Origin of the sequence: Nitrosomonas sp. Nm33, assembly GCF_900107265.1 — a bacterium.
In the GTDB taxonomy this organism is placed as follows: Bacteria; Pseudomonadota; Gammaproteobacteria; order Burkholderiales; family Nitrosomonadaceae; genus Nitrosomonas.
This window is the reverse complement of record NZ_FNPJ01000015.1, coordinates 26318-50656: the sequence shown is the minus strand read 5'-3', so window position 1 is coordinate 50656 and position 24339 is coordinate 26318. Positions and strand designations below refer to the sequence as shown.

Annotated in this window: 23 protein-coding genes and 1 pseudogene; 11 read left to right on the top strand and 13 right to left on the bottom strand. The window is 43.8% G+C overall.

What is annotated here, in order from left to right:
- The first annotated feature begins 171 nt into the window (after positions 1–171).
- A complete protein-coding gene (locus BLV54_RS05220; protein WP_176969682.1) occupies positions 172–657 on the top strand; it encodes an SRPBCC family protein in 486 nt (161 codons plus the stop codon).
- A 74-nt stretch (positions 658–731) separates the two neighbouring features.
- On the opposite strand, the gene BLV54_RS05215 is transcribed toward BLV54_RS05220, so the two are convergent.
- Positions 732–2687 carry a DNA repair helicase YoaA gene (locus BLV54_RS05215; protein WP_090568762.1) on the bottom strand — a complete coding sequence of 652 codons (1956 nt, stop codon included), beginning with the start codon at positions 2685–2687 and terminating at the stop codon, positions 732–734.
- 194 nt (positions 2688–2881) lie between these two features.
- Here BLV54_RS05215 and BLV54_RS05210 point away from each other — a divergent pair, with 194 nt between their 5' ends.
- Genes BLV54_RS05210 through rsmA form a run of 4 tightly spaced genes read left to right on the top strand, consistent with a single transcriptional unit; the run spans position 2882 to position 8381 of the window.
- A complete protein-coding gene (locus tag BLV54_RS05210; RefSeq protein ID WP_090568759.1) occupies positions 2882–5140 on the top strand; it encodes an LPS-assembly protein LptD in 2259 nt (752 codons plus the stop codon).
- 32 nt (positions 5141–5172) lie between these two features.
- Positions 5173–6540, top strand: a complete 1368-nt coding sequence (locus tag BLV54_RS05205) for a peptidylprolyl isomerase (RefSeq protein ID WP_090568757.1) — start codon at positions 5173–5175, stop codon at positions 6538–6540.
- Between the two features lie 13 nt (positions 6541–6553).
- On the top strand, positions 6554–7552 hold the full coding sequence (gene pdxA, locus BLV54_RS05200; protein WP_090568754.1) for a 4-hydroxythreonine-4-phosphate dehydrogenase PdxA: 999 nt from the start codon (positions 6554–6556) through the stop codon (positions 7550–7552).
- A 52-nt stretch (positions 7553–7604) separates the two neighbouring features.
- Positions 7605–8381, top strand: a complete 777-nt coding sequence (gene rsmA / locus BLV54_RS05195; RefSeq protein WP_176969681.1) for a 16S rRNA (adenine(1518)-N(6)/adenine(1519)-N(6))-dimethyltransferase RsmA — start codon at positions 7605–7607, stop codon at positions 8379–8381.
- A 96-nt stretch (positions 8382–8477) separates the two neighbouring features.
- Here rsmA and hemF read toward each other — a convergent pair whose 3' ends face one another.
- Entirely contained in the window at positions 8478–9380 is a 903-nt protein-coding gene (gene hemF, locus BLV54_RS05190) for an oxygen-dependent coproporphyrinogen oxidase (protein WP_090568748.1), read from the bottom strand.
- 197 nt (positions 9381–9577) lie between these two features.
- Between hemF and aroC the strand changes: the two genes are divergently transcribed.
- Entirely contained in the window at positions 9578–10750 is a 1173-nt protein-coding gene (gene aroC / locus BLV54_RS05185) for a chorismate synthase (RefSeq protein ID WP_090568745.1), read from the top strand.
- Between the two features lie 119 nt (positions 10751–10869).
- Here the strand turns inward: aroC and BLV54_RS05180 are convergent, their stop codons facing one another.
- From BLV54_RS05180 to BLV54_RS05170, 3 genes are all read right to left on the bottom strand, one after another.
- Positions 10870–11361, bottom strand: a complete 492-nt coding sequence (locus tag BLV54_RS05180; RefSeq protein WP_090568742.1) for a methylated-DNA--[protein]-cysteine S-methyltransferase — start codon at positions 11359–11361, stop codon at positions 10870–10872.
- Between the two features lie 3 nt (positions 11362–11364).
- Positions 11365–12231: a DNA-3-methyladenine glycosylase family protein gene (locus BLV54_RS05175; protein WP_176969680.1), complete on the bottom strand. Its 867-nt coding sequence runs from the start codon at positions 12229–12231 to the stop codon at positions 11365–11367.
- A gap of 66 nt (positions 12232–12297) precedes the next feature.
- Positions 12298–13092: a TrmH family RNA methyltransferase gene (locus tag BLV54_RS05170; RefSeq protein WP_090568737.1), complete on the bottom strand. Its 795-nt coding sequence runs from the start codon at positions 13090–13092 to the stop codon at positions 12298–12300.
- A 152-nt stretch (positions 13093–13244) separates the two neighbouring features.
- Here BLV54_RS05170 and BLV54_RS05165 point away from each other — a divergent pair, with 152 nt between their 5' ends.
- Together BLV54_RS05165 and BLV54_RS16695 are read left to right on the top strand one after the other, a co-directional pair.
- Positions 13245–13445 carry a hypothetical protein gene (locus BLV54_RS05165; RefSeq protein ID WP_090568735.1) on the top strand — a complete coding sequence of 67 codons (201 nt, stop codon included), beginning with the start codon at positions 13245–13247 and terminating at the stop codon, positions 13443–13445.
- A gap of 365 nt (positions 13446–13810) precedes the next feature.
- A pseudogene (locus BLV54_RS16695) lies at positions 13811–14684 on the top strand (integrase core domain-containing protein); the annotation flags it as partial.
- Positions 14685–14690: 6 nt separating this feature from the next.
- On the opposite strand, the gene BLV54_RS15970 reads toward BLV54_RS16695, so the two are convergent.
- From BLV54_RS15970 to BLV54_RS05150, 3 genes are all read right to left on the bottom strand, one after another.
- Positions 14691–15119, bottom strand: a complete 429-nt coding sequence (locus BLV54_RS15970; RefSeq protein ID WP_176969678.1) for a YajG family lipoprotein — start codon at positions 15117–15119, stop codon at positions 14691–14693.
- Positions 15120–15705: 586 nt separating this feature from the next.
- On the bottom strand, positions 15706–16416 hold the full coding sequence (gene murU, locus BLV54_RS05155) for an N-acetylmuramate alpha-1-phosphate uridylyltransferase MurU (RefSeq protein WP_256329147.1): 711 nt from the start codon (positions 16414–16416) through the stop codon (positions 15706–15708).
- Positions 16417–16420: 4 nt separating this feature from the next.
- A complete protein-coding gene (locus tag BLV54_RS05150; protein WP_090568732.1) occupies positions 16421–17431 on the bottom strand; it encodes an aminoglycoside phosphotransferase family protein in 1011 nt (336 codons plus the stop codon).
- Positions 17432–17609: 178 nt separating this feature from the next.
- On the opposite strand from BLV54_RS05150, the gene BLV54_RS05145 reads away from it, so the two are divergent.
- Together BLV54_RS05145 and BLV54_RS05140 are read left to right on the top strand one after the other, a co-directional pair.
- Positions 17610–17891 (top strand): accessory factor UbiK family protein, encoded by a 282-nt coding sequence (locus BLV54_RS05145; RefSeq protein ID WP_090568729.1) that lies wholly within the window; start codon positions 17610–17612, stop codon positions 17889–17891.
- Between the two features lie 113 nt (positions 17892–18004).
- Positions 18005–19516 (top strand): YifB family Mg chelatase-like AAA ATPase, encoded by a 1512-nt coding sequence (locus BLV54_RS05140; RefSeq protein WP_090568726.1) that lies wholly within the window; start codon positions 18005–18007, stop codon positions 19514–19516.
- A gap of 51 nt (positions 19517–19567) precedes the next feature.
- Here the strand turns inward: BLV54_RS05140 and dnaB are convergent, their stop codons facing one another.
- From dnaB to rpsF, 5 genes are all read right to left on the bottom strand, one after another.
- Positions 19568–20959, bottom strand: a complete 1392-nt coding sequence (gene dnaB, locus BLV54_RS05135) for a replicative DNA helicase (RefSeq protein ID WP_090568723.1) — start codon at positions 20957–20959, stop codon at positions 19568–19570.
- Between the two features lie 356 nt (positions 20960–21315).
- Positions 21316–21771 carry a 50S ribosomal protein L9 gene (rplI, locus tag BLV54_RS05125; RefSeq protein WP_090568717.1) on the bottom strand — a complete coding sequence of 152 codons (456 nt, stop codon included), beginning with the start codon at positions 21769–21771 and terminating at the stop codon, positions 21316–21318.
- 18 nt (positions 21772–21789) lie between these two features.
- A complete protein-coding gene (rpsR, locus tag BLV54_RS05120; protein ID WP_090568714.1) occupies positions 21790–22068 on the bottom strand; it encodes a 30S ribosomal protein S18 in 279 nt (92 codons plus the stop codon).
- Between the two features lie 34 nt (positions 22069–22102).
- The gene (gene priB, locus BLV54_RS05115; protein WP_090568711.1) at positions 22103–22399 is read right to left on the bottom strand and encodes a primosomal replication protein N; all 297 of its coding nucleotides are present in this window, start codon (positions 22397–22399) and stop codon (positions 22103–22105) included.
- Positions 22400–22413: 14 nt separating this feature from the next.
- Positions 22414–22842, bottom strand: coding sequence for a 30S ribosomal protein S6 (gene rpsF, locus BLV54_RS05110; RefSeq protein WP_090568708.1), 429 nt, complete (start codon positions 22840–22842; stop codon positions 22414–22416).
- A gap of 396 nt (positions 22843–23238) precedes the next feature.
- On the opposite strand from rpsF, the gene hemE reads away from it, so the two are divergent.
- The gene (hemE, locus tag BLV54_RS05105; RefSeq protein WP_090568705.1) at positions 23239–24306 is read left to right on the top strand and encodes a uroporphyrinogen decarboxylase; all 1068 of its coding nucleotides are present in this window, start codon (positions 23239–23241) and stop codon (positions 24304–24306) included.
- Positions 24307–24339: the final 33 nt, after the last annotated feature.

Sequence of the window (24339 nt, the reverse complement as noted above, 5' to 3'; positions counted from 1 at the left end):
GCTTACACGTTCCGCGAGAAGAAACCTTCACTTAATATCAGATTCACTCAAGCTCTTCCACTTGTAGGGTTGTGATTCTTATGTCGAACTCACGTTAGAAATGGAATAAGATGACGAAATATCAGTTAAGTCTAAAATTTTTCTTTGTTTTTTTCGATCAATAAAGTAATCGTGACAGAATTCCAATTTGTCACGGAATGGCGTATCAGTGCTCCTTTAGCTGAGGTGTGCGACGCTATTACCCATTGCCTTGATTGGCCTACATGGTGGCGGGGCTGTAAAAAAGTGGAAAAACTTGTTATTGGCGATGCGAATGGGGTAGGGAGTATGCATCGTTTTATCTGGAGAGGGCGAATTCCTTATCGGCTTACTTTCGATATGCTCATAACGCACGTTGTGCCGTTTGCGTTAATAGAGGGACAGGTCAGCGGTGAAGTAATGGGAATTGGACGGTGGAATTTTTTTCATGAAAATGGTGTGACTGTAGTGTGCTATGAGTGGCAGGTGCGTATTAATAAGTTGTGGATGAATCTCATAGCCCCGCTTGCGCGGCCTTTGTTTAGATGGAATCATCACCAGGTAATGCGGCAAGGTGCAGAGGGGTTAGCGCGCTTATTGAGTGCTAGACTAGAGTCTGTTCATACTTCGACAAACTGAGTGTAAACGGTGTTGCTGGTTCACACTAAATTCTTAGCACTTCGCCTGTCTTGCACTTCATCCTGCTCGGCGACTTACTCAGGATTCCCCTGAGCAGTCTTTTCAGCAAAAAAAGTTTCTACGTCAGCTAAATTGCGGGTACGTTTCATGGGTGGCAGGCTCTGCCAGATGCGCTTGCCATAGGATTGAGTGATCAGACGTGGGTCACAGATCATCAATACACCGCGATCATTCTCATCCCGAATGAGGCGTCCGGCACCTTGTTTCAAGTTGATGACGGCGCGAGGCAGTTGATATTCCATAAAGGCATTGCGACCTTCTTTATTGATTTTTTCGATGCGTGCTGAGAGTACCGGATCGTCCGGTGAGGCAAATGGTAACTTGTCGATGATCACCACTGAGAGCGCTTCACCCCGTACATCGACCCCTTCCCAGAAAGATTGACTGCCGATGAGAATGGCATTTCCTAACTCACGGAAGCGGTTTAACATCGTGGTGCGTGATCCCTGGCCTTGCAGCAATAGCGGAAAATCAAGCTGCTCCCACTCGAATGTTGCCTGTAATAACTCATAAACCTGCTGCATCGCGCGCAAGCTGGTACATAAAAAGAAGGCACGACCACGACTTGCTCGCAGTACTGGCAATGCAGCCTTGACGACGCATTCGGTATAGTTGCGGTCATTGGGATTAGGGAGTTGAACAGGAACATAGAGCAGAGCCTGATTCGAAAAATTAAATGGACTGCTCCAGCAGATTGACTGAGCCGTTGCTAACCCCATCGCCTGATGGTAATGGGAAAAATCATTTTTGACTGCCAAAGTTGCCGAAGTAAATATCCACGCACGTGGCGAAGCGTTTAATTGTTTATTGAATATTTCAGCGATAGACAATGGTGTAGCATTGAGCTGCAAGGCATGATTGAACGTTTCCACCCAGCGGACATAGCCTTCGTTTTCAATCTGCTCGCACCAGCGTTTGATACTGGCAAGAATAGCAGCAGCCCGGCGCCAACAGTTTTCTAACCCTTGTGAGCGAACTCCTTGATTCTCAAGCAAACTGACAAGTAGCGTGAGTTTTTCCTGTAGAATAGCGAGCGTATCCTTGAAGTCAGTATTTTGCATCACTGCAGCAGACGGCAGGCGTGTGTTTTCTCCAGCTATGGCTAAACGTAAATCACGGGTTGCCTTTTCCATGGCAACCACTGCTTCAGGGAGAGGAGTAAAGTCTTTGGCATTGAGCAAGGCCTCAATTTCGGTGTCTCGCGCAAGCTCCAACAATTGACTGGTACTGACCGATTCACCAAAAAATAGACTGGCAACTTCTGGTAATTGATGTGCTTCATCAAAGATGACCGTATTGCAGGCAGGTAATAGCTCTGATAGCCCTTCATCGCGCAACATCACATCAGCAAAGAACAAATGATGATTGACCACGACAATATCAGCTGAGAGCGCGCGTTTGCGTGCTTCCATAACAAAGCATTGCTTGTAACTCGGACATTCTGAACCGAGGCAGTTATCTCGTGTGGAAGTCACATGCTGCCATATGGCCGCATTCTCTGGAACTTTGCTGAGCCCGCTTTTATCACCATGATGGCTCGTCTTGGCATAGCGTTCGATCAGTCCTAGATATTTGACTTCCTCACGTGATGCGAAACTAAGGTGATCAGATTGTAATGTTCTTTCCAGATGGTAATGGCAGATATAATTAGCTCGACCTTTCAGCAGCGCAACAGTGACAGGGACTTTCAGTGCTGCACGAACAGTAGGAATATCCCGATTAAACAGTTGATCTTGCAATGTTTTAGTGCCGGTGGAGATGATCACTTTGCCGCCCATCAATAAGGCGGGTACCAGATAAGCAAATGTTTTTCCGGTACCGGTACCGGCTTCTGCTACCAGCACACCATGATGTTCAATCGTATTTTCAATGGCTTGCGCCATTTGCAATTGCTGAGTACGAACCCGGTATCCTGGTATGGTATGGGATAGCAGGCCATTCTCAGAAAAAATAGTAGCAAGATCGGACATGAAAAAAATTTTGTCAGCTAAAATAATACTCTTTTACTTGATGAAACCAAATTGAGAACTTTCACTTAATGCTCATGATGTGAAATGATAATCTTAATCTCACCTTTATATCATCCCCATGATGTGGATAGGCTGAAAACCTGACTATAGCAAGCATCGCCTGAAAAAAGATTTTCAGGGTGACTACACGTGTAATGAACAATTATTTTATTCAAATTCTCGTTTCTTTCATTGTACTCAGTTCATCTGTCGTGATTGCAGCCGAACAGTTGGATGACTCAAAAAAGAATCTACCGGTATTTATCGAAGCTGACCTAATGAAAGGTTACCCTCGTCAAGAAATAGAAGCCATAGGAAAGGCTAAATTGCAGCGCGGCGATCAAGTTATCTCAGCCGAGCATATGAAATATTTTCCTGCTACAAAAGATACGGTGGTTGAAAGTAAAGTACGGCTTGAACGAGAGAACGATGTACTGGAAGGAATTAATCTCAGGCTGAATCTTGAAAGCTTAATTGGAGAGATGAGTCAGCCGAGTTATTATTTAAAAGAAGGAGGCGGGCGTGGGAACGGGAGTTTATTTTTGTTTGAAGGAGAAGATCATTACCGGCTAAAAAAGGGTAGTTATACCACTTGCCCAATCGAAAACAATGATTGGTTCATCCGAGCGGAAGATTTGGAAATTGATCAAGAGAAAGAAATAGGTACTGCACGCCATGTCAGTGTTGCATTCAAGGATGTCCCCTTTCTTTATTTGCCGTGGATGAATTTTTCCTTTAGTGGCAAACGAAAAACAGGCTTTCTTGCACCCGTTATGGGTAATACGGCGCGAAGCGGTGCGGAAGTTTCCTTGCCTTTTTACTGGAACATCGCGCCTAATTACGATGCAACGATTTCGCCACGTGCTATGAGTAAGCGCGGCATAATGTTCGAAAATGAGTTTCGCTATATGGGTGAAACGCTGGGAGGGCAGGCGCTTCTCGATATATTGCCTGATGATCTGATCACCAATAAAACTCGTTATGGTGTTTTCTTGAAACATGCTCAATATCTGGGTAGTGGCTGGTCGGGTAATGTCGACTATAGTCTCGTTTCTGATCGTGATTTTTTTCGTGATCTCGGCACTAACATAAACCTCACTTCCAGAACCAACCTTTTACAGCAGGCGACTACTACATATACTACTAGTCTTGGCCTTAATAATGTGATAAGCTTTAACGCGCTTGTTCAGAGCTTCCAAACGCTTCAAGACCCTGGAAACATCATTACCCCGCCCTACAAGCGTTTGCCTCAGTTCACCTTGACAGCATCACAACGTGATGTTTATGGATTGGATTTTGATTTTACGAGTATCTGGACGAACTTTTTTTTCGAAGCCCAACGCTTACCCAATGGGCAACGAATAAACCTGGCCGATGGGCAGCGCTTAGTACTTTTTCCCAGTGTTAGCATGCCTTTGCAAACGGCATCTGGTTATGTCAAACCCAAAGTGAGTTTGCATCACACTCGTTACGATTTAAATGAGCCTGTAAGTGACAATGCAGGTACCAATCTTGTTCGTACTGTACCGCTATTCAGCCTCGATTCCGGGGTGGTATTTGAGCGGGATACCAAATTCAGAAATGAGAATTTTGTGCAAACGCTCGAGCCACGCATTTATTACCTCTATGTCCCATTTCGCAATCAGGATGACCGTATCTTCCCCAATTTTGAATCGGCGGAGATGGATTTCAGTTTTGCGCAGATTTTTACTGAAAACCGGTTCAGCGGTCATGACCGGATCAATGATGCCAATGAGATTACATTGGCATTGACCTCACGTCTAATAGAATCCTCAACTGGTAATGAGCGATTGCGGCTTGCGGTAGGTCAGCGAGTACGTTTTCATGAACGCGACGTAGTACTCAGTACGCAACAAACAACAAGTAATAAATCAGATTTTATTGCAGCTATTTCAGGAAGAATTACACCGGTGATTACGACTGACACCAGTGTTCAGCTCGATGAAAGTGAATTTCGCACAGAAAAAATTCGTACCGGCGTGAGCTATCACCCAGAGCCTGGAAAAATAATCAATCTAGGCTATCGCTATACTCGAGGGGTCCCAGGAGCGATACAGAGCAGCAGTTTATTATTTCCAGTACCAGGGGCGGGTCTGGAGCAAGTCGATGCATCAACTCAATGGCCATTCCTGAAAAACTGGCAGGGGATGGCAAGCGTCAACTACTCGTTGAAGGATGATAAGCTTTTAGCTGGACTGGTAGGAATAGAATACAATGCATGTTGCTGGACGTTACGTATGGTGCTAAACCGGTTTGTTGCCTCAACGGAGAGAACTTCTACGGCATTTTTTGTCCAACTCGAATTAAATGGCCTGATGCGAATAGGGAATAATCCATTACGGGTACTACGGCAGGGTATTCCAGGCTATGCACAAACAAGCGAGCAGTACTAAATTAGATTAATACTTACCAATAATCGGAATAAATGGGAATTGTGAAAAGTATATGCAGGATCGCTGATCATCTTATTAACAAGACAGGTTTTGCTTGTCAGATTATGTTGATACTAACCATCATGGCAATAACTGGGAAAACTGCGGCACAACAAACTGCTGCCCTCACTCAGATGATTCCAATCGATCATATTGTTGCTGTCGTTAATGAAGAAGTCATTACACGCACTGAGCTCAATGATGTGATACAAAATACTATCAGGCAGTTGCAGAAACAAAGAATACAACTTCCACCTTTTGATGTATTGGAGAAACAGTTATTGGAACGTCTCATCCTTACGAGAGCCCAGTTGCAACGTGCGAAAGAACTGGGTATATCCGTTAGTGATAGTGAACTTGACAAAACGATGCGCAATATCGCCAAGGAAAATAAATTATCGATGGGGGAATTCTATGCTGCACTTGAACAGGATGGTATTGGTTTAAGCCAATTCCGCGATGAGATACATAATGAAATCCTTATGACCCGACTAAAAGAACGCGAGGTAAACAGTCGTGTTAATGTAACAGAAGGAGAGATAGATAATTTTCTGCGTACTCAGAAAACCTCATCGATCGGTAACGATGAATATCATGTTGCACATATTCTGATCCAGATCTTGGAACAAATGGATTCAACACAGATTGAAGCAAAGCGTCAGCGCGCAGAGACTGCCATGAGAAAATTGCTGGAAGGTGCTGAATTTGCGCAAGTCTCAGCAGAATTCTCCGATGCACCCAATGCCATGCAGGGAGGAGACCTTGGATGGCGACCTATCATGCAGATGGGGCCCTCTTTTGCAGAAATGCTGGTGAGCATGCAACCTGGTCAAGTGACGCCCATCATTCAGAGTCCTGTTGGTTTTCATATTCTTAAGTTATTGGGTCGACGTCCGCAGGAAACCCCAGTGGTTATCATCGATCAAACGAATGTCCGTCATATCCTTGTCAAAATCAGCGAGCTGGTATCAGAAGATGATGCGCATCGCATGATAATGCAGATCAAAGACCGCATCGATAATGGCGCTAATTTTGCAGAAATGGCGAAAGCTCATTCTGAAGATACCAGTGCCTCAAAGGGCGGAGATCTAGGTTGGCTTTCTCCTGGCGATACCGTTCCTGAATTTGACCAGGCTATGAATGCGCTTTTACCTGGTCAGATCAGCTCCCCTGTAAAATCCCAGTTTGGCTGGCATTTAATTCAGGTAATTGAGCGTCGATCACAAGATGTCAGTAATGAGCAGCAACGCCAAACTGCACGCAAAGCGATCCATGGAAGAAAAGCAGAAATGGTGATGCAGGAGTGGTTACAGCAGCTACGCGATCAGGCTTATGTCGAATATCGAGCCGAAGATATTTAGCAGTAGCCATTCGATGAAAACAATGCCCATACTTGCATTGACGGCAGGTGAACCAGCTGGCATTGGCCCCGATTTGTGTATTCAAATCGCGCAGGAAGCTTTGTCTTGTCAGCTCGTGGTCATTGCTGATCGTGACATGCTGCAGCAGCGCGCAGCATTGTTACAGCTTCCTTTGGAATTAATCGAAAGACCCTCTGCTCATTTCAGTGAGCATAAACCTGGTAGCCTCCAAATCATACATGTACCGGTAAACGTATCTGTTTCCTCTGGTAGACTGGATCCAGCGAACGCAAGCTATGTACTCAAAACGCTGCAATATGCTGTAGAAGGGTGTCAAAATGGAATGTTTGATGCCATGGTGACAGCACCGGTTCACAAAGGGATTATCAGCGAGGCGGGCATACCTTTTACAGGGCATACCGAATACCTGGCAGAAATGACGCAAAGTCAGGTAGTTATGATGTTGGTGGGTGGTAACATGCGGGTAACACTTGCGACCACGCACTTGCCCTTGAAAGAAGTCGCTGCGGCAATTACGCCTGAAGAGCTGGAGCAGAAACTACGCATCATCCATCATGATCTGGTTAATCGTTTTTTTATCAATAACCCATGCATTGCAGTTGCTGGGCTCAACCCTCATGCAGGCGAATCAGGACATATGGGCCGTGAAGAAATCGACATCATCATTCCAGTGTTGACCAAACTTCGTGCTGAAGGCATGAACTTGCTTGGGCCTTTGCCAGCCGATACGTTATTCAATCCAGCACGACTGAAGGATTATGATTGCATTCTTGCCATGTATCATGATCAAGGATTGCCTGTGCTTAAGTACGCAAGCTTCGGCACGGGAGTTAATATCACTCTGGGGCTACCTATCATACGAACGTCGGTGGACCATGGCACTGCCCTTGATTTGGCTGGAACGGGGCGAGCTGATCCGGGTAGTTTACGAGCCGCCATAGAAATGGCAATCATGCTGGCTCAAAAGCAGTGTGCTCGGCAACAACCCTGAAATTCCATAACACAGTTACTACCAGCCTAAGCTTACGTATTTTTATTAGATTGTGAAGCATATTCCGCGCAAGCGTTTTGGTCAGAATTTTCTGATCGACCCCGAGATCATTGCTGAAATCATTCACGCCATCCGACCATCCAGGGGGGGAGATCGACTTGTTGAGATTGGCCCTGGATTAGGTGCATTGACGCGGCCATTACTGCAAATTGTGGACCATCTTTATGCCATAGAAATTGATCGGGATATCGTCAAGCATCTAAGTCAGGAATTTACTGAAGAGAAATTAACTATCCATTCAGTAGATGCATTGAAGTTTGATTTTTCTCAATTGGGTAACCGCTTACGCATCGTCGGCAACTTACCCTACAATATCTCTACCCCCCTTTTGTTCCATCTCAGTCAATTCTGTTCTTATATTGTCGATATGCATTTTATGTTGCAAAAAGAAGTAGTCGAGCGCATGGTAGCTATTCCCTCTACTCCAGATTATGGGCGTTTATCTGTCATGCTGCAGAATCATTTTGAAATGGAACAAATCCTGATGATTCCGGCAGAATCGTTTCGTCCTGTCCCGAAAGTACAATCAGCTATTGTGCGCATGCGTCCATTGACGCAACCCATTGTCCCTGCTGACCAAGAGCCATTATTTGCCCAAATCGTATCGGCTGCCTTCTCACAACGGCGCAAAACATTGCGCAATACTTTGCGTGATTATCTTAAGCCTGAAGATTTTGATGCTTTATCCTTGGATTCCGGTTTACGGGCAGAGAATTTGTCGGTAGCACAATATGCAATGATCGTGAGTTATCTGGCTGGCCTTTCTTAACATTGTCTTGCTTATAATCTAAAAGTTCACATTTGTGTTGGATCGCGAGAGGAAAACTAAACACGATATCAACAAAGTGTTCAACCAGAATTTTTCCTAAAATTTAACCCAATCTTTGCCAATCAAGAAATCAGTATAGAGTGCGGTTTCTGTACTTCCTGCTGGAGGAGCCCAGTTATAGCGCCATTTGACGATTGGAGGCAAAGACATTAGGATCGATTCAGTGCGTCCGCCTGTTTGTAATCCAAATAACGTTCCTCGATCCCAAACTAGATTGAATTCGACATAGCGTCCGCGACGATAGGCCTGAAAATCACGCTCACGCTCACCATACGGTGTATTGAGGCGTTTTTCCAGGATCGGAACATAGGCGGATAAAAAATGATCTCCAACGCTCTGTATTAGAGTAAAGCAGGTGGTGAAATCAGGTTGATTCAAATCATCAAAAAAAATACCACCAATGCCGCGTGGTTCTTTGCGATGTTTTAAGTAGAAATACTCGTCGCACCATTTTTTGAAGCGAGGATAATATGCATCACCGAAAGGCTGAAGTGCATTTTTACAGGTTTGGTGAAAATGAATGGCATCTTCTTCAAAGCCATAATACGGTGTTAAATCCATGCCACCACCAAACCACCAAACGGGTTCTGATCCTTCTTTTTTAGCTTCAAAAAATCGTACATTCATATGTATGGTGGGAGCATAGGGGTTGCGTGGATGCAAGACCAGTGACACTCCGGTAGCTTCAAATGAACGGCCAGCTAATTCAGGCCGCGCGGCAGTGGCTGATGCAGGTAAGCCATTGCCATGGACATAAGAAAAATTGACCCCGCCTCGCTCAAATATATTACCTTCTTCAATCACGCAGCTTAATCCACCGCCTCCCTCGGGACGTTCCCAGGCGTCGTGCAGGAAAGGTCTGCCATCTAACTGTTCTAATCCTGCAACGATTCTTTTTTGTAAATTAGTGAGAAACGCTTTGACTTCCGCTGTATTCATGATTGCTCCTCTTTCAACTCAATAACATCAATTAGATAATAACTTTTATTCGTAAGTATCATTCTACCTAGAGGTGCACGGCTAAGAAAGAAATTCAGTCACAAGTATCTGTATAAAAGTATTCGCCGGTGAGCAACAGTAAAAATCCACACCAGCATATGTTAGACTTGGACCACCGATTTAACGAGAAAAAGAGAATGTCTGGGAATACGCTAGGAAAACTTTTTTGTGTCACGTCGTTTGGTGAGTCGCATGGCCCGGCGATTGGTTGTGTAGTAGATGGATGTCCACCAGGATTGGCTTTATCAGAAGAATTTATACAACAAGAATTGGATCGGCGCAAACCTGGCACTTCGCGCCACGTTACACAACGGCGAGAAGCTGATCGGGTAGAAATTCTTTCGGGTGTGTTTGAAGGTAAAACAACCGGCACACCGATTGCTTTGCTGATTCGTAACGAGGATCAGCGCAGCAAGGATTACAGCAAAATCATGGATGTATTTCGCCCCGGCCATGCGGATTACACCTATTGGCAGAAATACGGTATTCGTGATTACCGTGGGGGCGGGCGCGCATCTGCACGCGAGACTGCAGTTCGGGTTGCAGCGGCTGCAATCGCCAAGAAATGGTTGCATGAAACCTATGGCGTCATCATTCGTGGCTATATGGCGCAGTTGGGGCCTATCATCATCCCTTTTAAACAATGGAATGATGTGAATCAGAACCCATTCTTTGCGGCAGATAACAGTATCGTGCCGGAGCTCGAGGATTTTATGGATCGTCTGCGAAAATCTGGTGACTCGGTGGGCGCAAAAATCAGCGTCATCGCTAAGGGAGTGCCCGTTGGCTGGGGGGAGCCCGTTTATGATCGTCTCGATGCAGAAATTGCTTATGCAATGATGAGTATCAATGCCGTCAAAGGTGTAGAGATTGGTGCAGGATTTGCTAGTGTCAGTCAGAAAGGAACCGAGCATTCGGACGAGATGGCACCCGAGGGATTTCTGAGCAATAACGCTGGCGGTATTCTAGGCGGTATTTCCACGGGGCAGCCAATTACTGTCAATGTGGCAATTAAACCGACATCTAGCATACGTCTGGAGAGACGCTCTATCGATAAGGCAGGCAGGCCGGTAATTGTCGAAACACATGGCAGGCATGATCCTTGTGTCGGCATACGTGCTACTCCTATCGTTGAAGCCATGCTGGCCTTGGTACTGATGGATCACGCCTTGCGTCATCGTGCACAAAATGCCGATGTGGTTTGCAATACGCCCAGAATTCCAGGAGCGGTAAGCAGTAGCGCTATGACAACTACTTCAATAGGACCAGAATCACCCTTAGCCGAAGATCCTGAGCCTTATGAAGTGTGAGCAAGTTTGATCTGATATTAATTGCCAACGTGCGAAGCTGTTAGCATGCCCTCTCTGGTTTATCTGCTCTGTAGTTTTGCTGGTGGCTGATTAATTTCATCACAATGGCGGGGCCAGTTTTATCTTGGCAGTAGCTCACCTTGTTTTGCTTCATGGGCTAATAGCCACTGCTTACGGTGCAGGCCGCCACCGTAGCCGACTAGCTTGCCGTTAGCGCCGATGACACGATGACAAGGTATGATAATAGAAATAGGGTTCTTGCCGTTTGCCAAACCTACTGCACGCACTGCTTTGGGTGTGTGAATGCGCTCGGCAATACTTTTATAGCTGACAGTTTCGCCATAAGGAATGGTCGTCAGCAATTGCCAAACAGTTTCCTGGAAAGCTGTCCCGGATGCTTTTAGCGGGAGATCAAATTGACACAGCTCTCCTGCAAAATAGCTCTTTAATTGGGAGATGGCTTCTGCAAAGGGAGTTGGTTCATAAATCCAGTTTTCTTTCATGGACGGCAGGTAGTTTTGCACATCCATATATAAACCAGTAAGGTGTTCGCCATCACTCATGAGTAAGAGCGGATCGACAGGACTTTCCATGATCGTGTAATAATTCATTGTTTAACCTCCTGCACTTAAATGATGCCACAAATGGATTGCGCCGTAGGCGCGCCAAGGTTGCCATTTTTCTGTACGATATAGAACTTCCCCTGGCTTTTCCACTTGTAAAGCGCGTATTAGCCCTAAGTCTGACGCTGGAATTGCATTGGAATCTCCTAAAGCGCGCATAGCGATGTATTGGGCAGTCCAGGGGCCGATTCCCGACAATTCACGCAACTGTTCGATTATCTGAGCCGGATCACCATGCTCCAGCCCCAGTGTTCCCTCGGCTACTTTCTGCGCGAGCTGGTGAATAGTTGAGGCGCGGCGTTGTGTTAAGCCAAGATCGATAATTGTTTGCAGCCTTGCATTAGCAATCGCGCTAGCTACTGGTCCAGTGCGATCCAGTTCAGGAAATGGCGTATCGACTGGTTTACCAAAAGTTGCAACAAAACGCCCGAACAGGGTAGTGGCCGCCTTGACGGTGACTTGCTGCCCTAGTATCGCCCGTAAGCTCAGCTCAAAGGTATCCAGGGTGCGAGGAACGCGCAAACCAGGGCTATGAGTAATAAGTTGCTTCAATATTTTGTCGTGTTTGAGATGAGCTTCAATAACTACTGGGTTCGCATCCAAGTCAAATAAAATGCGTAAACGAGTCTGTAGCTGAGTTAAACAGGGTAGTAGGGATGGGGATACTTCCACATCTATCTGGTGGTGGACCGCATCCTGCCTTGCAGTAATCCAGCCGGTATCATTGTTGAGCTTAATCGTTCGCAGATAGCGATCACCGCTTAATCGTTCTACGCGAAAGTTGCTCCGACTACAAAGAAAACTGACTAGAGCCTTCCAAGCCAATGGCGGATGGTAGCTTAGGTATAAAACTATCATTTCCTCCTTCCTGCTGCGAATTGACGTAAGACACATTAGCTAAAGTTTAGATGAGGCAATCAAACATTAATAATATTGCTGCCTGACTTTCTCGAAGAAACAAATGGCGGCTGCGGCAGCAGCATTGAGCGATTCCGTATTGCCTGGCATGGGAATTGTAACCCGCTCGCTGACTGCTCGCAGTATTTCTTGCGATAGTCCTGCTCCTTCATTGCCAAATAAAAATGCAACCGGGCCTTTGAGATCGGTTTGATAAAGATGCTGGGTCGCCTGTAAAGTCGTAGCGATGACTTTGCCGTGAAATTGCTGGGCCACCTGCACCAAATTAGACTGCTCGTGTATAGTTAGCGAGAAATGCCCTCCCATTGCTGCTCGCAGTGTTTTGGGCGACCAAGCATCTGCACAATCGTTGGACAAATAAACATCATTCACACCAGCGGCTGCAGCCGAACGAAGCATCGAGCCCAGATTGCCGGGATCCTGTATGGCTTCCAGTAATGCACAAAATACCTGACTGTCGTCGATTGCATTAGACTCGCATGTGGGAATAGCAATAAGCGCCAGGATACCGGTTGGTGTTCTGACAGGGGATACTTGCTTGAACAAAGCATCGCTGAACATTATGGTATCGATTCCAGCTTGTCTACTCAATTCGCGTATCAAATGTTTGATTTCAGCATGGTCATATCCTGATTCACTCACGATCAACTTTAGCGGTATTTGTTCTCTAGCATGATAAACCTGAATGAGATGGACTCCATCGAGTAACGTCAAACCTTTTAATCGTCGTAGCCGTGACGATTTTTCCAGCTTAACCAGTTGCTTGAAGAGCGCGTGCTCGCGGGAAGTAATGGGATACATATGGCGCGAATTTCCGGAATACTGAAATTTTCTTATCCGCTATTTTCTCATATATCTGTTCAAGCATAATACATCGAGCTAACCTGGATTTTTCACCAGGCCAGCAGGAACATAGTGCTAAAGCTGATGAAGCAGTGCCTCTGGATAGATTTATGAAAATCCAACAGGATCTTGGCTGGAGAGTTCCAGCATCTTTTCTTCCTCATTTCGCACCAATAGTCGCGGATGTTGGTTTGATGCAGGCTATGCAAATCTGTCTGCTCGTAAATCTGCTTGCCTTTATCGTGTGCTCTGGCGAAATATTTGGCCTAACAAGATTGGTTACGATGACGAAACGAGTAATGAAAAATTAAATTTTATTTCTTGCATTACTCTCTACACTGTTCGATATAAAATCAGTCGATTTCAGATTAAGGCTTGCAGTTGATTTGAAAAATAGAGATGAATCCAATGAAAAAGACCATTATGGCATACCATTATGGCATGCCTGCTAGCTTAATTTATTTAGTTAGAGATGGAAAAAGTTTTGCTAAGAAGGTAAGGAATTTAGTGGTGCACTATAAAACAAGCTACGGTCAAACACTGTTAGGTAGCCTGTTTTATTAAATCAATTGTTAGATTGATGCTAATTTAGCTGGAATTTCGCTTTATCTGTAAAAAATTAGATTTAATCTGACATTTTATTATTTTTAATCATGAAGATAATGGAATGTCGGAAATGAATGAATCATCAGAGATAACTAAACCGAAGCTAGGGTTGCTGGAGTTAGCCAAGTAGTTAGGCAATGTGCAAGCAGTCTGTAATGTGATGGACTATGGCTGGAATAGTTACTAATCGTTTTAAGAAGCTTTATGATGAAGGTAGGGAGCTTGCGCTGCATGAGATCAGTCGTAAGAAACTGGTCGAGAAGAGCAAGCGGTCGTTAATATGGCGTATGAGTATCTTGCCGATGGACAGCATCGGGTTGCGAATGAATTAAAACACCAAGGGATTTTAGTCTCAGGCAGTGGCGTACGCTCAATCTGGTTACGTCATGATCTGGAATGCTTCAGGGAACGTTTGTTAAGCATTGGAAGCCAAGATGACCCATGTTCTAGCGGAATCCCAGCTCCAGGCACTAGAAATAGCCAAAGTAAAACGGCAAGCAGAGAGTAAAATTGAGACGCAACATCCTGGCTATCTCGGTACCCAAGTTGCCTATAGCCGGCAGCCATTGCCAAACTTTATACTGAAAAAAATGCATTGATTGCTGCTAATCTGTTCAATGACTGAGTCATTCCTTGCTTTATTGCGGTAAAAAGTAGACTCATACCTGCCAGCTTTATTTAAAGTTGGAATATATTGAATATTCCGAAACTAGGGCCTATAGCCCACAAACCAACGGTATTTGTGGGCGTTTCCATAAAACCATGAAAAAGAATGGGTGGTACGATGTCATGTTTTGTCGCAAGCTATCTTATAGCTTGGACAAGCTCCCCAAGATGTCGATCGCTGGATGACGTTTTATAATCAGGAGCGAGCTCATTCAGGAAAGTATTGCTATAACGAGGCCCTTTGGCAAATCTTGTTGAATACTAAAGCACTGGCAAAAGTCGAGCTAGTATACTTTATCTTCTTTTGTGAATCTAAAATCTCTTTTATCCACATCAGTATAGTTGCGCTTTTCCTGGTCTCTTGCCATTTTCCGGTGAATAGCAGCTTCGTCCAGATTCTCTTTTATCAATTTCTCCAAATGGCGAACTTTCGCTGAAGTTTGTGAGTTGAGATTTTGACCTTTTCTTCCATAATAATAATTATGGTCTTCATATTCCTTAAGTAGTTTCTGCTGTTCCTGCAATTTTACTTGTAACTCTTTTGCAGTATTTTCATAATGCTGTGCTAACGCATCGTGATTGCTGCGATCAATTGCGTTTAGATTACCATTGCCAATTTCATTACTCTGCATAGATGAAACGGGATTCATTTGCGCGCAAGCAGATAAAAAACTAACCATCAGCAAAGTAGTCAAAGAAATCTTTGTTTTCATCGTAGTACCTCCATTAAACAATAAGTTAAATTTTTCTCCTTTCATTCATTTAAAATTTCTATTGAGTTTTTCATTGTGATATCAAAAACAGCTATCTTATAAATATGTTCTTTTCAGGAAACATATTTATATGTTTAATTCGTTTCAATTGGATGACAGTTTTTGCTTAGAGATGATCACTATTATTGAGACTAGCATCAATAATATTATGGTTTTTAATGAATTAACCATTATTATCATTAATGGAATTAATCAATTTAAATAGCTTATTCTTTCTTCAGCATAAATAATATGTCTAGAAAAAATAAAAGATAAGTATTTAAATATGAAATAAATTGGTGCTTATGTGGCTGCAATTAAATAGTTAATTGAAATAGTTTGATAGATTAAATAATGGAGTAAAAATTTTTAAGTATATGAGGAGGGCAAATTAGGCTGAGTGTGATAGCTCTAGTGTACTTATAAAGCGATATAACAATTACACATCTTGTCTGGCTAAAGGAAGTAATTACTCGTTACTTAATATCTTTAATTGGTGGCTTGATATAAGTGAATGGCCATAGTGGAATTTAATAGCAGAGTACTTTCATAAAAATTGTGCAGTAAGCAATTGTAGTCGTTCTGGTGTGCCGATATCCATCCACATCCCTTGGTAATATTCCCCTCCAACTTTATTTGAAGAGATTGCCTGACGTAATAGAGGCGAAAGCTTGGTAGCGATTCCAGGAGCGACCAGGTTAAAGAGGTAGGGATGGTAAGCACCAATCCCGCTAAAAGTGAGTTGGTGATGCCCCATTGCTGTGAGGCGTCCTTGCTCCAGAAAAAAATCGCCATTGGGATGATGGGGAGGGTTATCGACCAAAACCAAATGGGCGAGATCGCCATCAGGATTTCCTTGCAATCGTTGTAATGCCGGTAATAAGGCAGAGTAGTCTATTTGGCAAAAGATATCGGCATTGACGACCAGGAAGGATTGGTTTGCTGAGTAATTGGTTAATAGCGGTAGCGCATTCGCGATTCCACCAGCTGTTTCCAGTATAGTAGTTTCTTTTGAGTAGGTAATATTGATGTCATAGCGCTGACCATCGCCTAAGGCTGCTTCAATCATGTGGCCCAAATAAGCATGATTGATGACGATATCCCTAAAACCAGCCTGTGCCAGATTTTGCAGATGATACTCGATCAACATTTGTTTCCCGGCGCGAAGCAACGGTTTGGGTAATGTATCGGTAAGGGGGCGCATGCGCTCACCTCGCCCTGCTGCAAGAATCATGGCTTTAAAGGAATGACCTGGCATTCTATTAGAAGGTATAACTAATTTTTGTATTAGGTTGTATGCCCTCAAGCTGATCTAATAGTGTAAGCAATGGATGAAGCTCCCGATAGCGTTCACATGTCTTGCGTAAATAGGTCATGACTAATGGCATATCTTTGAGATAGGCTTCTTTATGATCTCGATAATACAGTCGTGCAAAAATACCCAATATTTTGAGATGACGTTGAGCGCCCATCCATTCAAAATCTCGGTAAAAATCAGAAAAATCAGTCGTAACAGGGAGACCTGCCTTGCGTGCTTTTTCCCAGTAATGAATGACCCAGTCTAATATGCGCTCTTCTTCCCAATGGATATAGGCATCTTTAAACAAAGAAACCAAGTCATAAGTAATAGGACCATAGACTGCATCTTGAAAATCAAGAATACCAGGATTGGGTGTAGTCATCATCAAGTTGCGGGAGTGATAATCACGATGAACAAATACCTTGGGCTGAGCAAGATTATTTTTAAGAATGCGTGAAAAAATAGCAGTCATATCATTGACTTGCTTTTGATTGAGTATTACTTGTAAATGTCGGGCAACGTACCACTCTGGAAATAAATCTAATTCTCTTCTGAGTAGTGTTGCATCGTATTCAGGAAATATATTTGCTTGACTGATTAGTTGAATTCTAATTAGCGCATCGATCGCATCGCCATAAAGCTTATCTGCAGTAGTTGGATTTGTTGCCAGTGCTTGCAAGTAAGTTGTATTCCCAAGGTCTGAAAGTAACAAAAAACCTTGTGTCAGGTTCTGGGCAAATATGGCAGGTACATGGACGTTGGCTGTAGCAAATACTTTAGCTGCATGCAGAAATGGCGTACAGTTTTCCAGCTGTGGTGGCGCATCCATAGCAATTATGGATTGCTGCTCCATTACGATACGAAAATAACGACGGAAGCTTGCATCAGCAGAAGCGGGGGAGAGTTTGAAAGATTTACCGGGAAACTCTACTTTTATCCAAGTTTCCAGGAGTTGTAAACGATCGAGAGTCATGAATCAATATTGTATGAAAAAGATAGCGATCACCGTACACGATTTTATTTGTGATAACTTTTAGCACTCGTTTTCAGGTTGCCTATTTGTTTGAAGTATGCGATTTTATCTTGTAAATGTCGTAACTAAGCTTATATAGTGGTTACTCAGTAATCAGCCAATGTAAATGGAGAGAAAAATGGTTAACAAAAATGTTCTGGACGAGATCGGCACCAAGATTAGTGAAATTATAGCTCAAAGTCCGGCCAAGGATATTGAAAGGAATATGCGCGCCATGTTGACGAGTATGCTTTCTCGTTTGGATGTGGTGACGCGTGAAGAGTTTGATGTGCAACAAGAAGTGCTTAAGCGGACACGCGCAAAATTGACTGAGCTAGAAGAAAAAGTTGCTGCCTTGGAGAATCAACTTAAGACAACTACGTCAGATACCACTACAAGCAATACAAATTATGAAGGTTAACAATTAAAGTAAAGATTTCTTGGCAGATAGATTTCTGGTTGTTTAGCTGTCTTGTCATGCGCCTATTAATTCTCTGATAACAGACGGTATTTTTATCGCATTCCTTATTCTTCATGTCACTGGCTATCCTTTATAGTCGCGCACTATCAGGTATCGAAGCACCACTGGTTACTGTGGAAACCCATTTATCCAATGGTTTACCCAGCTTCACGATTGTCGGATTACCTGAAACAGAAGTAAAGGAAAGTAAAGACAGGGTGCGCGCTGCGCTGCAAAATGGGCAATTCAAATTCCCAGCGCAGCGGATTACGGTCAATCTTGCACCGGCAGATTTGCCCAAGGAAAGTGGTCGATTTGATTTACCTATTGCAGTAGGTATTCTCGCAGCAACGGGCCAAATACCTACTGATAAACTCGATCAGTATGAATGGGTAGGTGAACTTTCTTTAAGCGGGGAATTGCGCCCTATCCATGGTGCATTAGCTATGACCTATGGTGCGTCACGATCAGGGCGTAGTTTTGTCCTGCCACAACATAATGCTGCGGAAGCTTCTCTGGTTAGGGAAGCACGCGTTTATCCTGCAACATCACTACTTCAGATCTGTGCGCATTTAACCGGACATGAGTTATTGCAGCTGCACACAACACCTTCTGAAACAAATATCAGTAAGGATAATTCAAATTATCATCCAGATCTGACTGAAGTAAAAGGTCAGGTGCATGCTAAGCGTGCCCTGGAGATCGCTGCAGCTGGTGGTCATAGTATATTGATGATTGGGCCGCCCGGCACAGGAAAGTCGATGCTGGCTGAACGTCTTCCGGATATTCTTCCCACTATGACGGAGCAAGAAGCGCTTGAGTCTGCTGCCATGCAGTCGCTTGCCAGCGGTCACTTCGATATTGCAAACTGGAAACATCGTCCTTTCCGCTCGCCTCATCATACCGCCTCTGCGGTAGCCATGGTAGGGGGTGGCAGTATTCCTCGCCCAGGAGAAATCTCCCTGGCAATGCACGGGGTGTTATTTCTCGATGAGTTGCCAGAATTTGATCGTAGAGTCTTAGAGGTGCTACGTGAGCCACTCGAGTCGGGCCAAATCACTATTTCACGGGCGACACGGCAGGCCAATTTTCCTGCAAGGTTCCAGTTAATCGCTGCAATGAATCCATGTCCTTGTGGTTATCTAGGACATTATGGGGGGAAATGCCGCTGCACACCTGATCAGATAGCGCGTTATCGTGGAAAAATCTCTGGCCCTTTGCTTGATCGTATCGATATGCAGATTGAAGTACCCTCTGTACCGCAAGAGGATTTGCTGCAGCAAAGGGTAGGTGAATCAAGTCGTATAATAAGAGCGCGTGTCGAGGCTGCCCGCCAATATCAACTAGTGCGGCAGAATGGTACCAATGCTGGTTTGAGGGTGCATGAAATAGATCAATATTGCAAGCTGGATGAGCAGGGTAAACATTTACTGGAGAATGCATTGTCCCGTTTGAACATTTCTGCACGGGCATATCATCGTATCTTGAAGTTGGCGCGTACTATCGCAGATTTAGCAGATAGTGAGCAGATTAACAGTGGGCATATCGCAGAAGCGATACAATATCGACGATTGGATCGGAATTAACAGAAAAATATTTTTCTTGCTGATAAAAATACGAAACAGCTGATTATTTGATTAATAATACTCAGGTCGAGCACAATTTTCAAAACGTGTATATTCACCAAGAAAGGTTAGATTGATTTTTCCAATTGGGCCATTGCGCTGTTTTCCAATAATGATCTCAGCGATTCCTTTGTCCGGGGTATCTGGATTGTATACTTCATCACGATAAATGAACAGAATGACATCCGCATCCTGTTCTATGGCGCCAGATTCACGCAAATCAGACATAACTGGGCGTTTGTGCGGATTGGGTCGCTGTTCCAGGCTGCGATTAAGCTGTGATAATGCTATAACAGGAACTTGCAACTCTTTCGCCAAGGCTTTAAGGGATCGTGAGATCTCGGAAATTTCGGTAGCGCGATTTTCTCCTGGAGAATGTGAAGACATGAGCTGCAGATAATCGATAACAATTAACCCTAGTTCTCCATGCTGACGATAAAGCCGCCGTGCGCGGGCTCTAAGCTCCAGAGCATTCAATGCAGCGCTTTCATCAATAAAGATAGGTGCATCATTCAGTTTACCCAGTGCATGGGTAAGCTTTGGCCAATCTTCATCTTCCAGGCGTCCAGTACGAACCTTGTGCTGATCAAGCCTTCCTATTGAGCCTAGCATACGCATAGCGAGTTGTGCGCCACCCATTTCCATACTAAATACAGCTGCTGGTTTATTAAGCTCTAATGCCACATGCTCTGCAATATTAAGAGAAAAGGCCGTTTTGCCCATCGAAGGTCTGCCTGCGACGATAATAAGGTCTCCAGGCTGAAAACCCGAGGTTTTCTGATCCAAATCATGAAAGCCAGATGCAACGCCTGTAACATCACTCGGATTATCGCGGCTGTATAGCATTTCAATGCGCTCTACCACCTGCTTTAAGAGAGGTTGGATATCGATAAAGCCCTGTTTGCCACGTGCGCCAATTTCAGCAATTTCAAATATCTTGCTTTCTGCTTCATCCAATAGATTTGATGCAGAACGTCCTGCCGGATTGTAGGCCGAGTCAGCAATTTGTGTACTGATCTGCGCAAGCTTACGCATGATGGCACGTTCCCTTACAATCTCAGCGTAACGGCGAATATTAGCGGCTGTTGGTGTGCTCTGTACTATTGAGCCTATATAAGTCAACCCACCAACATTCTGTAATTCAGCCGAATTTTCAAGGGATTCCGCGACGGTAATAACATCAGCAGGTTTATTTTGCTCTATGAGGTTGCAGATATGATGATAGATGAGCTGATGATCCTGCCGATAAAAATCAGTATGAGTGATAATATCTGCTATTTTGTCCCATGCGTGATTATCCAGCATTAAACCACCTAATACTGATTGCTCTGCTTCAACTGAATGAGGTGGAGTCTTGTAAATCTCTAATTCATTATGAGTAATGCTAGGGGGGGATTGAATCATAGGAATCTGACAGAATCTGCAAACACTAAAGTAACAGATTTTATCATTGAATGTCGGGAATAAGAAAATAGGTCCATTGCCAGTCCTTTTTCATAAAACAATTAAAAGCGCTGACCTGGGATACTTCACTAGGACGCGGGACGATGGTAAGGCGATTTTACGAGCAGATTTATGTATCCCGCGTCAAGCCAATATCTGCGACTACTGGCGCGAAGCGGGAGCGGAAAGATACCCCAAATCACCCGCTGCGCTCGTAAAGGTCAATGGCACAAATTGGATTTGAGTAAATTCATCCGGAAGCCCTTGTTCATCAGTTTTTGCATCATGTTCCAGGTCGACCGGGTGAAATATTCGGGTTAGGTTGTTGCTTCACCTAAAACTGATACGGTAATATGGGCCGATACATCACTATGCAACGCGATGGTAAGTGGATAATCACCTACTTGTTTGATCTGACCTTCTGGCATACGAATCACCGATTTGTCAATAGAGAAACCTTGCTCCTTGAGTGCCTCGGCGATATTTGCATTGGTAACTGAGCCAAACAATTTACCATCTACTCCACTTTTTTGAGTTATTTGTACAAGCAATCCATCCAGTTTTGCTGCTAACGCCTGAGCATTTGCCATAGCTTCTGCCTGTTTTTTCTCTAACTCAGCGCGTCTTGCTTTAAAATCTGCGATCGCACTTTCAGTGGCCCACTTGGCCTTACCTTGCGGTATCAGATAATTGCGCGCATATCCTCTTTTAACGTTGACTATGTCGCCCAATTGTCCGAGGCTTGCAATTTTCTCCATCAGTATTACTTGCATGATATTTCTCCTCAGTTCTTAATGCCGATCAGTGTAGGGCAACAGCGCAAGCAAACGTGCGCGCTCTATCGCTGTATTCAACTGACGCTGATAATATGATTTGGTTCCAGTGATACGAGCCGGGATGATTTTGCCATTCTCGCTAATAAAGTCTTTTAATATGTTGATGTCTTTATAGTCAATCGTTTTGATACCTTCTACTGTAAAGCGGCAAAACTTTTTGCGTTTAAACAAAGGGCGGTTCGCCATTTTTTCTTTATTTTTCAAATTACTATCTCTATTTCTTGTAAATCTCATCGTGATTTTCCTGTTTCCTAAAATGTCTAAATATTTATAAGATATCGATCTGCGTTACATGTAATGCTAACTGAGAGCTGATTTTGTTTCTTTTTGCAAGAAATCCGGTTAGCTTAACGAAGCTACCGATTTCTATATCGCAAATTTTTTTAGCCATATCAGCTAACGCTACGGCAAAAACCTCGCAAGCTACCTGACGCTGAATGCTTGCCTCGATCTGCTTTGAAGCATGGCTTATCTCGAACTCTATAACTGCTTTCCCCACAGGGGTATAACGCAACGGATCAATTCTTACAATTTTTCCGCAAATGACAGTCTGATTACAATTCAATAATTTACCTGTTTTTAGGCCTCAGCACTGGTTTTTTCAGATATATCCTCCACCTCGATTTCTGTGCTTTGTACGGTCTCCGGATTATCCTCTGGGTCCTCGCTAGTCGTCGATGATTTGGCTTTATCTTCTTGCATCATAATAGATGGGGTGGTGACAGCCTGGTTCATTTTGATTGTAAGATGTCGAAGCACAGCATCATTGAATTTGAAAGAATGTTCAAGTTCATCCAGCGTTTCTTGGTTACATTCAATATTCATTAGGACATAATGCGCTTTGTGAACTTTCTGAATAAGATAGGCAAGTTGACGGCGCCCCCAGTCTTCTACACGATGAATCTTTCCATCTCTGGCTGTCACAATCCCGCGGTAGCGTTTAATCATCGCAGGTACCTGCTCACTTTGATCTGGGTGGACGATAAAAACAATTTCGTAATGTCTCATAATATCCTTATGGGTAAAACTTCCCGTTAATTTGCATATCTACGGTGAAGCAAGGTTTAAAAAGTATTGCCATAACATAACAATAACACTATGGCACCACGTATTTTACTGAATGAATTGAGAAACATCAAAATCTTTATATCCCACACCGGGATTAAATAAACGCAGTTTGTTTTCTTGATTCTTACCACACGAGGCAGCGGGAAAATTGAATTTACCCAGTGATTTCTCTAGGATTTCTTATATGAAATATACAAACATACAAACCAAAAGCCAATCACTGGTAATATACACAGTTAATTTGGGAATTAAAAATTAATTGAAAAAAATTTCTACTTAAAAATTGAATTTTCCCTATTAACCATTATTATCGTTAAGAATAAGATAGATCATTCAATGACAAAACTAAGAAATGATACTTTGATTCGAGCATTGCTACGCCAACCTACTGAATACACGCCTGTATGGCTCATGCGACAGGCTGGACGTTATTTGCCTGAATATAACCAAACGCGTGCTCGTGCAGGCGATTTTCTATCCTTATGCAAGAATCCTGATTTTGCGACAGAAGTGACCATGCAGCCACTAGCACGTTTTCCTCTAGATGCTGCGATTTTATTTTCCGACATCCTTACCATACCTGATGCAATGGGATTGGGGTTATATTTTGCTGAAGGGGAGGGACCACGATTTGAACGTCCTTTGCGTGAAGAATGGGAAATACGTTCTCTTGCTGTGCCTGATCCAGATGTGCATTTGCGTTATGTCATCGACGCCGTTTCACAAATTCGCAAAGCATTAAATGACCAGGTTCCGCTCATTGGTTTTTCCGGCAGTCCTTTCACACTTGCATGTTATATGATAGAAGGGTGTGGCGGTACCGATTTTCGTCAAGTCAAGACTATGTTGTATCAGCGTCCTGATTTATTACATCACATCCTTGATGTAAATGCGCAGGCTGTCACAACCTATCTCAACGCGCAAATTGAGGCAGGTGCGCAGGCTGTCATGATTTTTGATACATGGGGGGGAGTGTTATCGCATGCCGCTTATCTAGAATTTTCTTTACAGTATATGACACAAATTATTGCGGGATTGAGGCGTGAACACGAAGGTGCGCGCATCCCCAATATTATCTTCACGAAGGGTGGAGGATTGTGGTTGGAAAAAATGGTCAGTAGTCAATGCGATGCAATTGGGCTTGATTGGACGATAGATATTGGTGAAGCACGGCGTCGCGTTAATGATCAGGTTGCATTGCAGGGTAATCTTGATCCCGCAATATTATTTGCTTCATCGGATACAATTACGGCGGAAGTTGAAAAAGTTTTGGCAAGTTATAGTCATGGTCCGGGGCATGTGTTTAATCTTGGCCATGGGATTTCTCAGTTTACTCCTCCCGAAAATACATTGACTCTTGTTAATGCGGTTCATACACTTAGTCGGAAGTATCATACTGATTAGTTCATTTTTCCTAAAACAACCAATATTTTCAGT

Excerpts from the sequence above, each read along its gene's own strand:
- BLV54_RS05215 (WP_090568762.1), bottom strand. The coding sequence starts at position 2,687 with ATGTCCGATCTTGCTACTATTTTTTCTGAGAATGGCCTGCTATCCCAT.
- BLV54_RS05210 (WP_090568759.1), top strand. The coding sequence starts at position 2,882 with ATGAACAATTATTTTATTCAAATTCTCGTTTCTTTCATTGTACTCAGT.
- BLV54_RS05205 (WP_090568757.1), top strand. The coding sequence starts at position 5,173 with ATGGGAATTGTGAAAAGTATATGCAGGATCGCTGATCATCTTATTAAC.
- pdxA (WP_090568754.1), top strand. The coding sequence starts at position 6,554 with ATGAAAACAATGCCCATACTTGCATTGACGGCAGGTGAACCAGCTGGC.
- hemF (WP_090568748.1), bottom strand. The coding sequence starts at position 9,380 with ATGAATACAGCGGAAGTCAAAGCGTTTCTCACTAATTTACAAAAAAGA.
- aroC (WP_090568745.1), top strand. The coding sequence starts at position 9,578 with ATGTCTGGGAATACGCTAGGAAAACTTTTTTGTGTCACGTCGTTTGGT.
- BLV54_RS05180 (WP_090568742.1), bottom strand. The coding sequence starts at position 11,361 with ATGAATTATTACACGATCATGGAAAGTCCTGTCGATCCGCTCTTACTC.
- BLV54_RS05175 (WP_176969680.1), bottom strand. The coding sequence starts at position 12,231 with ATGATAGTTTTATACCTAAGCTACCATCCGCCATTGGCTTGGAAGGCT.
- BLV54_RS05170 (WP_090568737.1), bottom strand. The coding sequence starts at position 13,092 with ATGTATCCCATTACTTCCCGCGAGCACGCGCTCTTCAAGCAACTGGTT.
- BLV54_RS05165 (WP_090568735.1), top strand. The coding sequence starts at position 13,245 with ATGAAAATCCAACAGGATCTTGGCTGGAGAGTTCCAGCATCTTTTCTT.
- BLV54_RS15970 (WP_176969678.1), bottom strand. The coding sequence starts at position 15,119 with ATGAAAACAAAGATTTCTTTGACTACTTTGCTGATGGTTAGTTTTTTA.
- murU (WP_256329147.1), bottom strand. The coding sequence starts at position 16,416 with ATGCCAGGTCATTCCTTTAAAGCCATGATTCTTGCAGCAGGGCGAGGT.
- BLV54_RS05150 (WP_090568732.1), bottom strand. The coding sequence starts at position 17,431 with ATGACTCTCGATCGTTTACAACTCCTGGAAACTTGGATAAAAGTAGAG.
- BLV54_RS05145 (WP_090568729.1), top strand. The coding sequence starts at position 17,610 with ATGGTTAACAAAAATGTTCTGGACGAGATCGGCACCAAGATTAGTGAA.
- BLV54_RS05140 (WP_090568726.1), top strand. The coding sequence starts at position 18,005 with ATGTCACTGGCTATCCTTTATAGTCGCGCACTATCAGGTATCGAAGCA.
- dnaB (WP_090568723.1), bottom strand. The coding sequence starts at position 20,959 with ATGATTCAATCCCCCCCTAGCATTACTCATAATGAATTAGAGATTTAC.
- rplI (WP_090568717.1), bottom strand. The coding sequence starts at position 21,771 with ATGCAAGTAATACTGATGGAGAAAATTGCAAGCCTCGGACAATTGGGC.
- rpsR (WP_090568714.1), bottom strand. The coding sequence starts at position 22,068 with ATGAGATTTACAAGAAATAGAGATAGTAATTTGAAAAATAAAGAAAAA.
- rpsF (WP_090568708.1), bottom strand. The coding sequence starts at position 22,842 with ATGAGACATTACGAAATTGTTTTTATCGTCCACCCAGATCAAAGTGAG.
- hemE (WP_090568705.1), top strand. The coding sequence starts at position 23,239 with ATGACAAAACTAAGAAATGATACTTTGATTCGAGCATTGCTACGCCAA.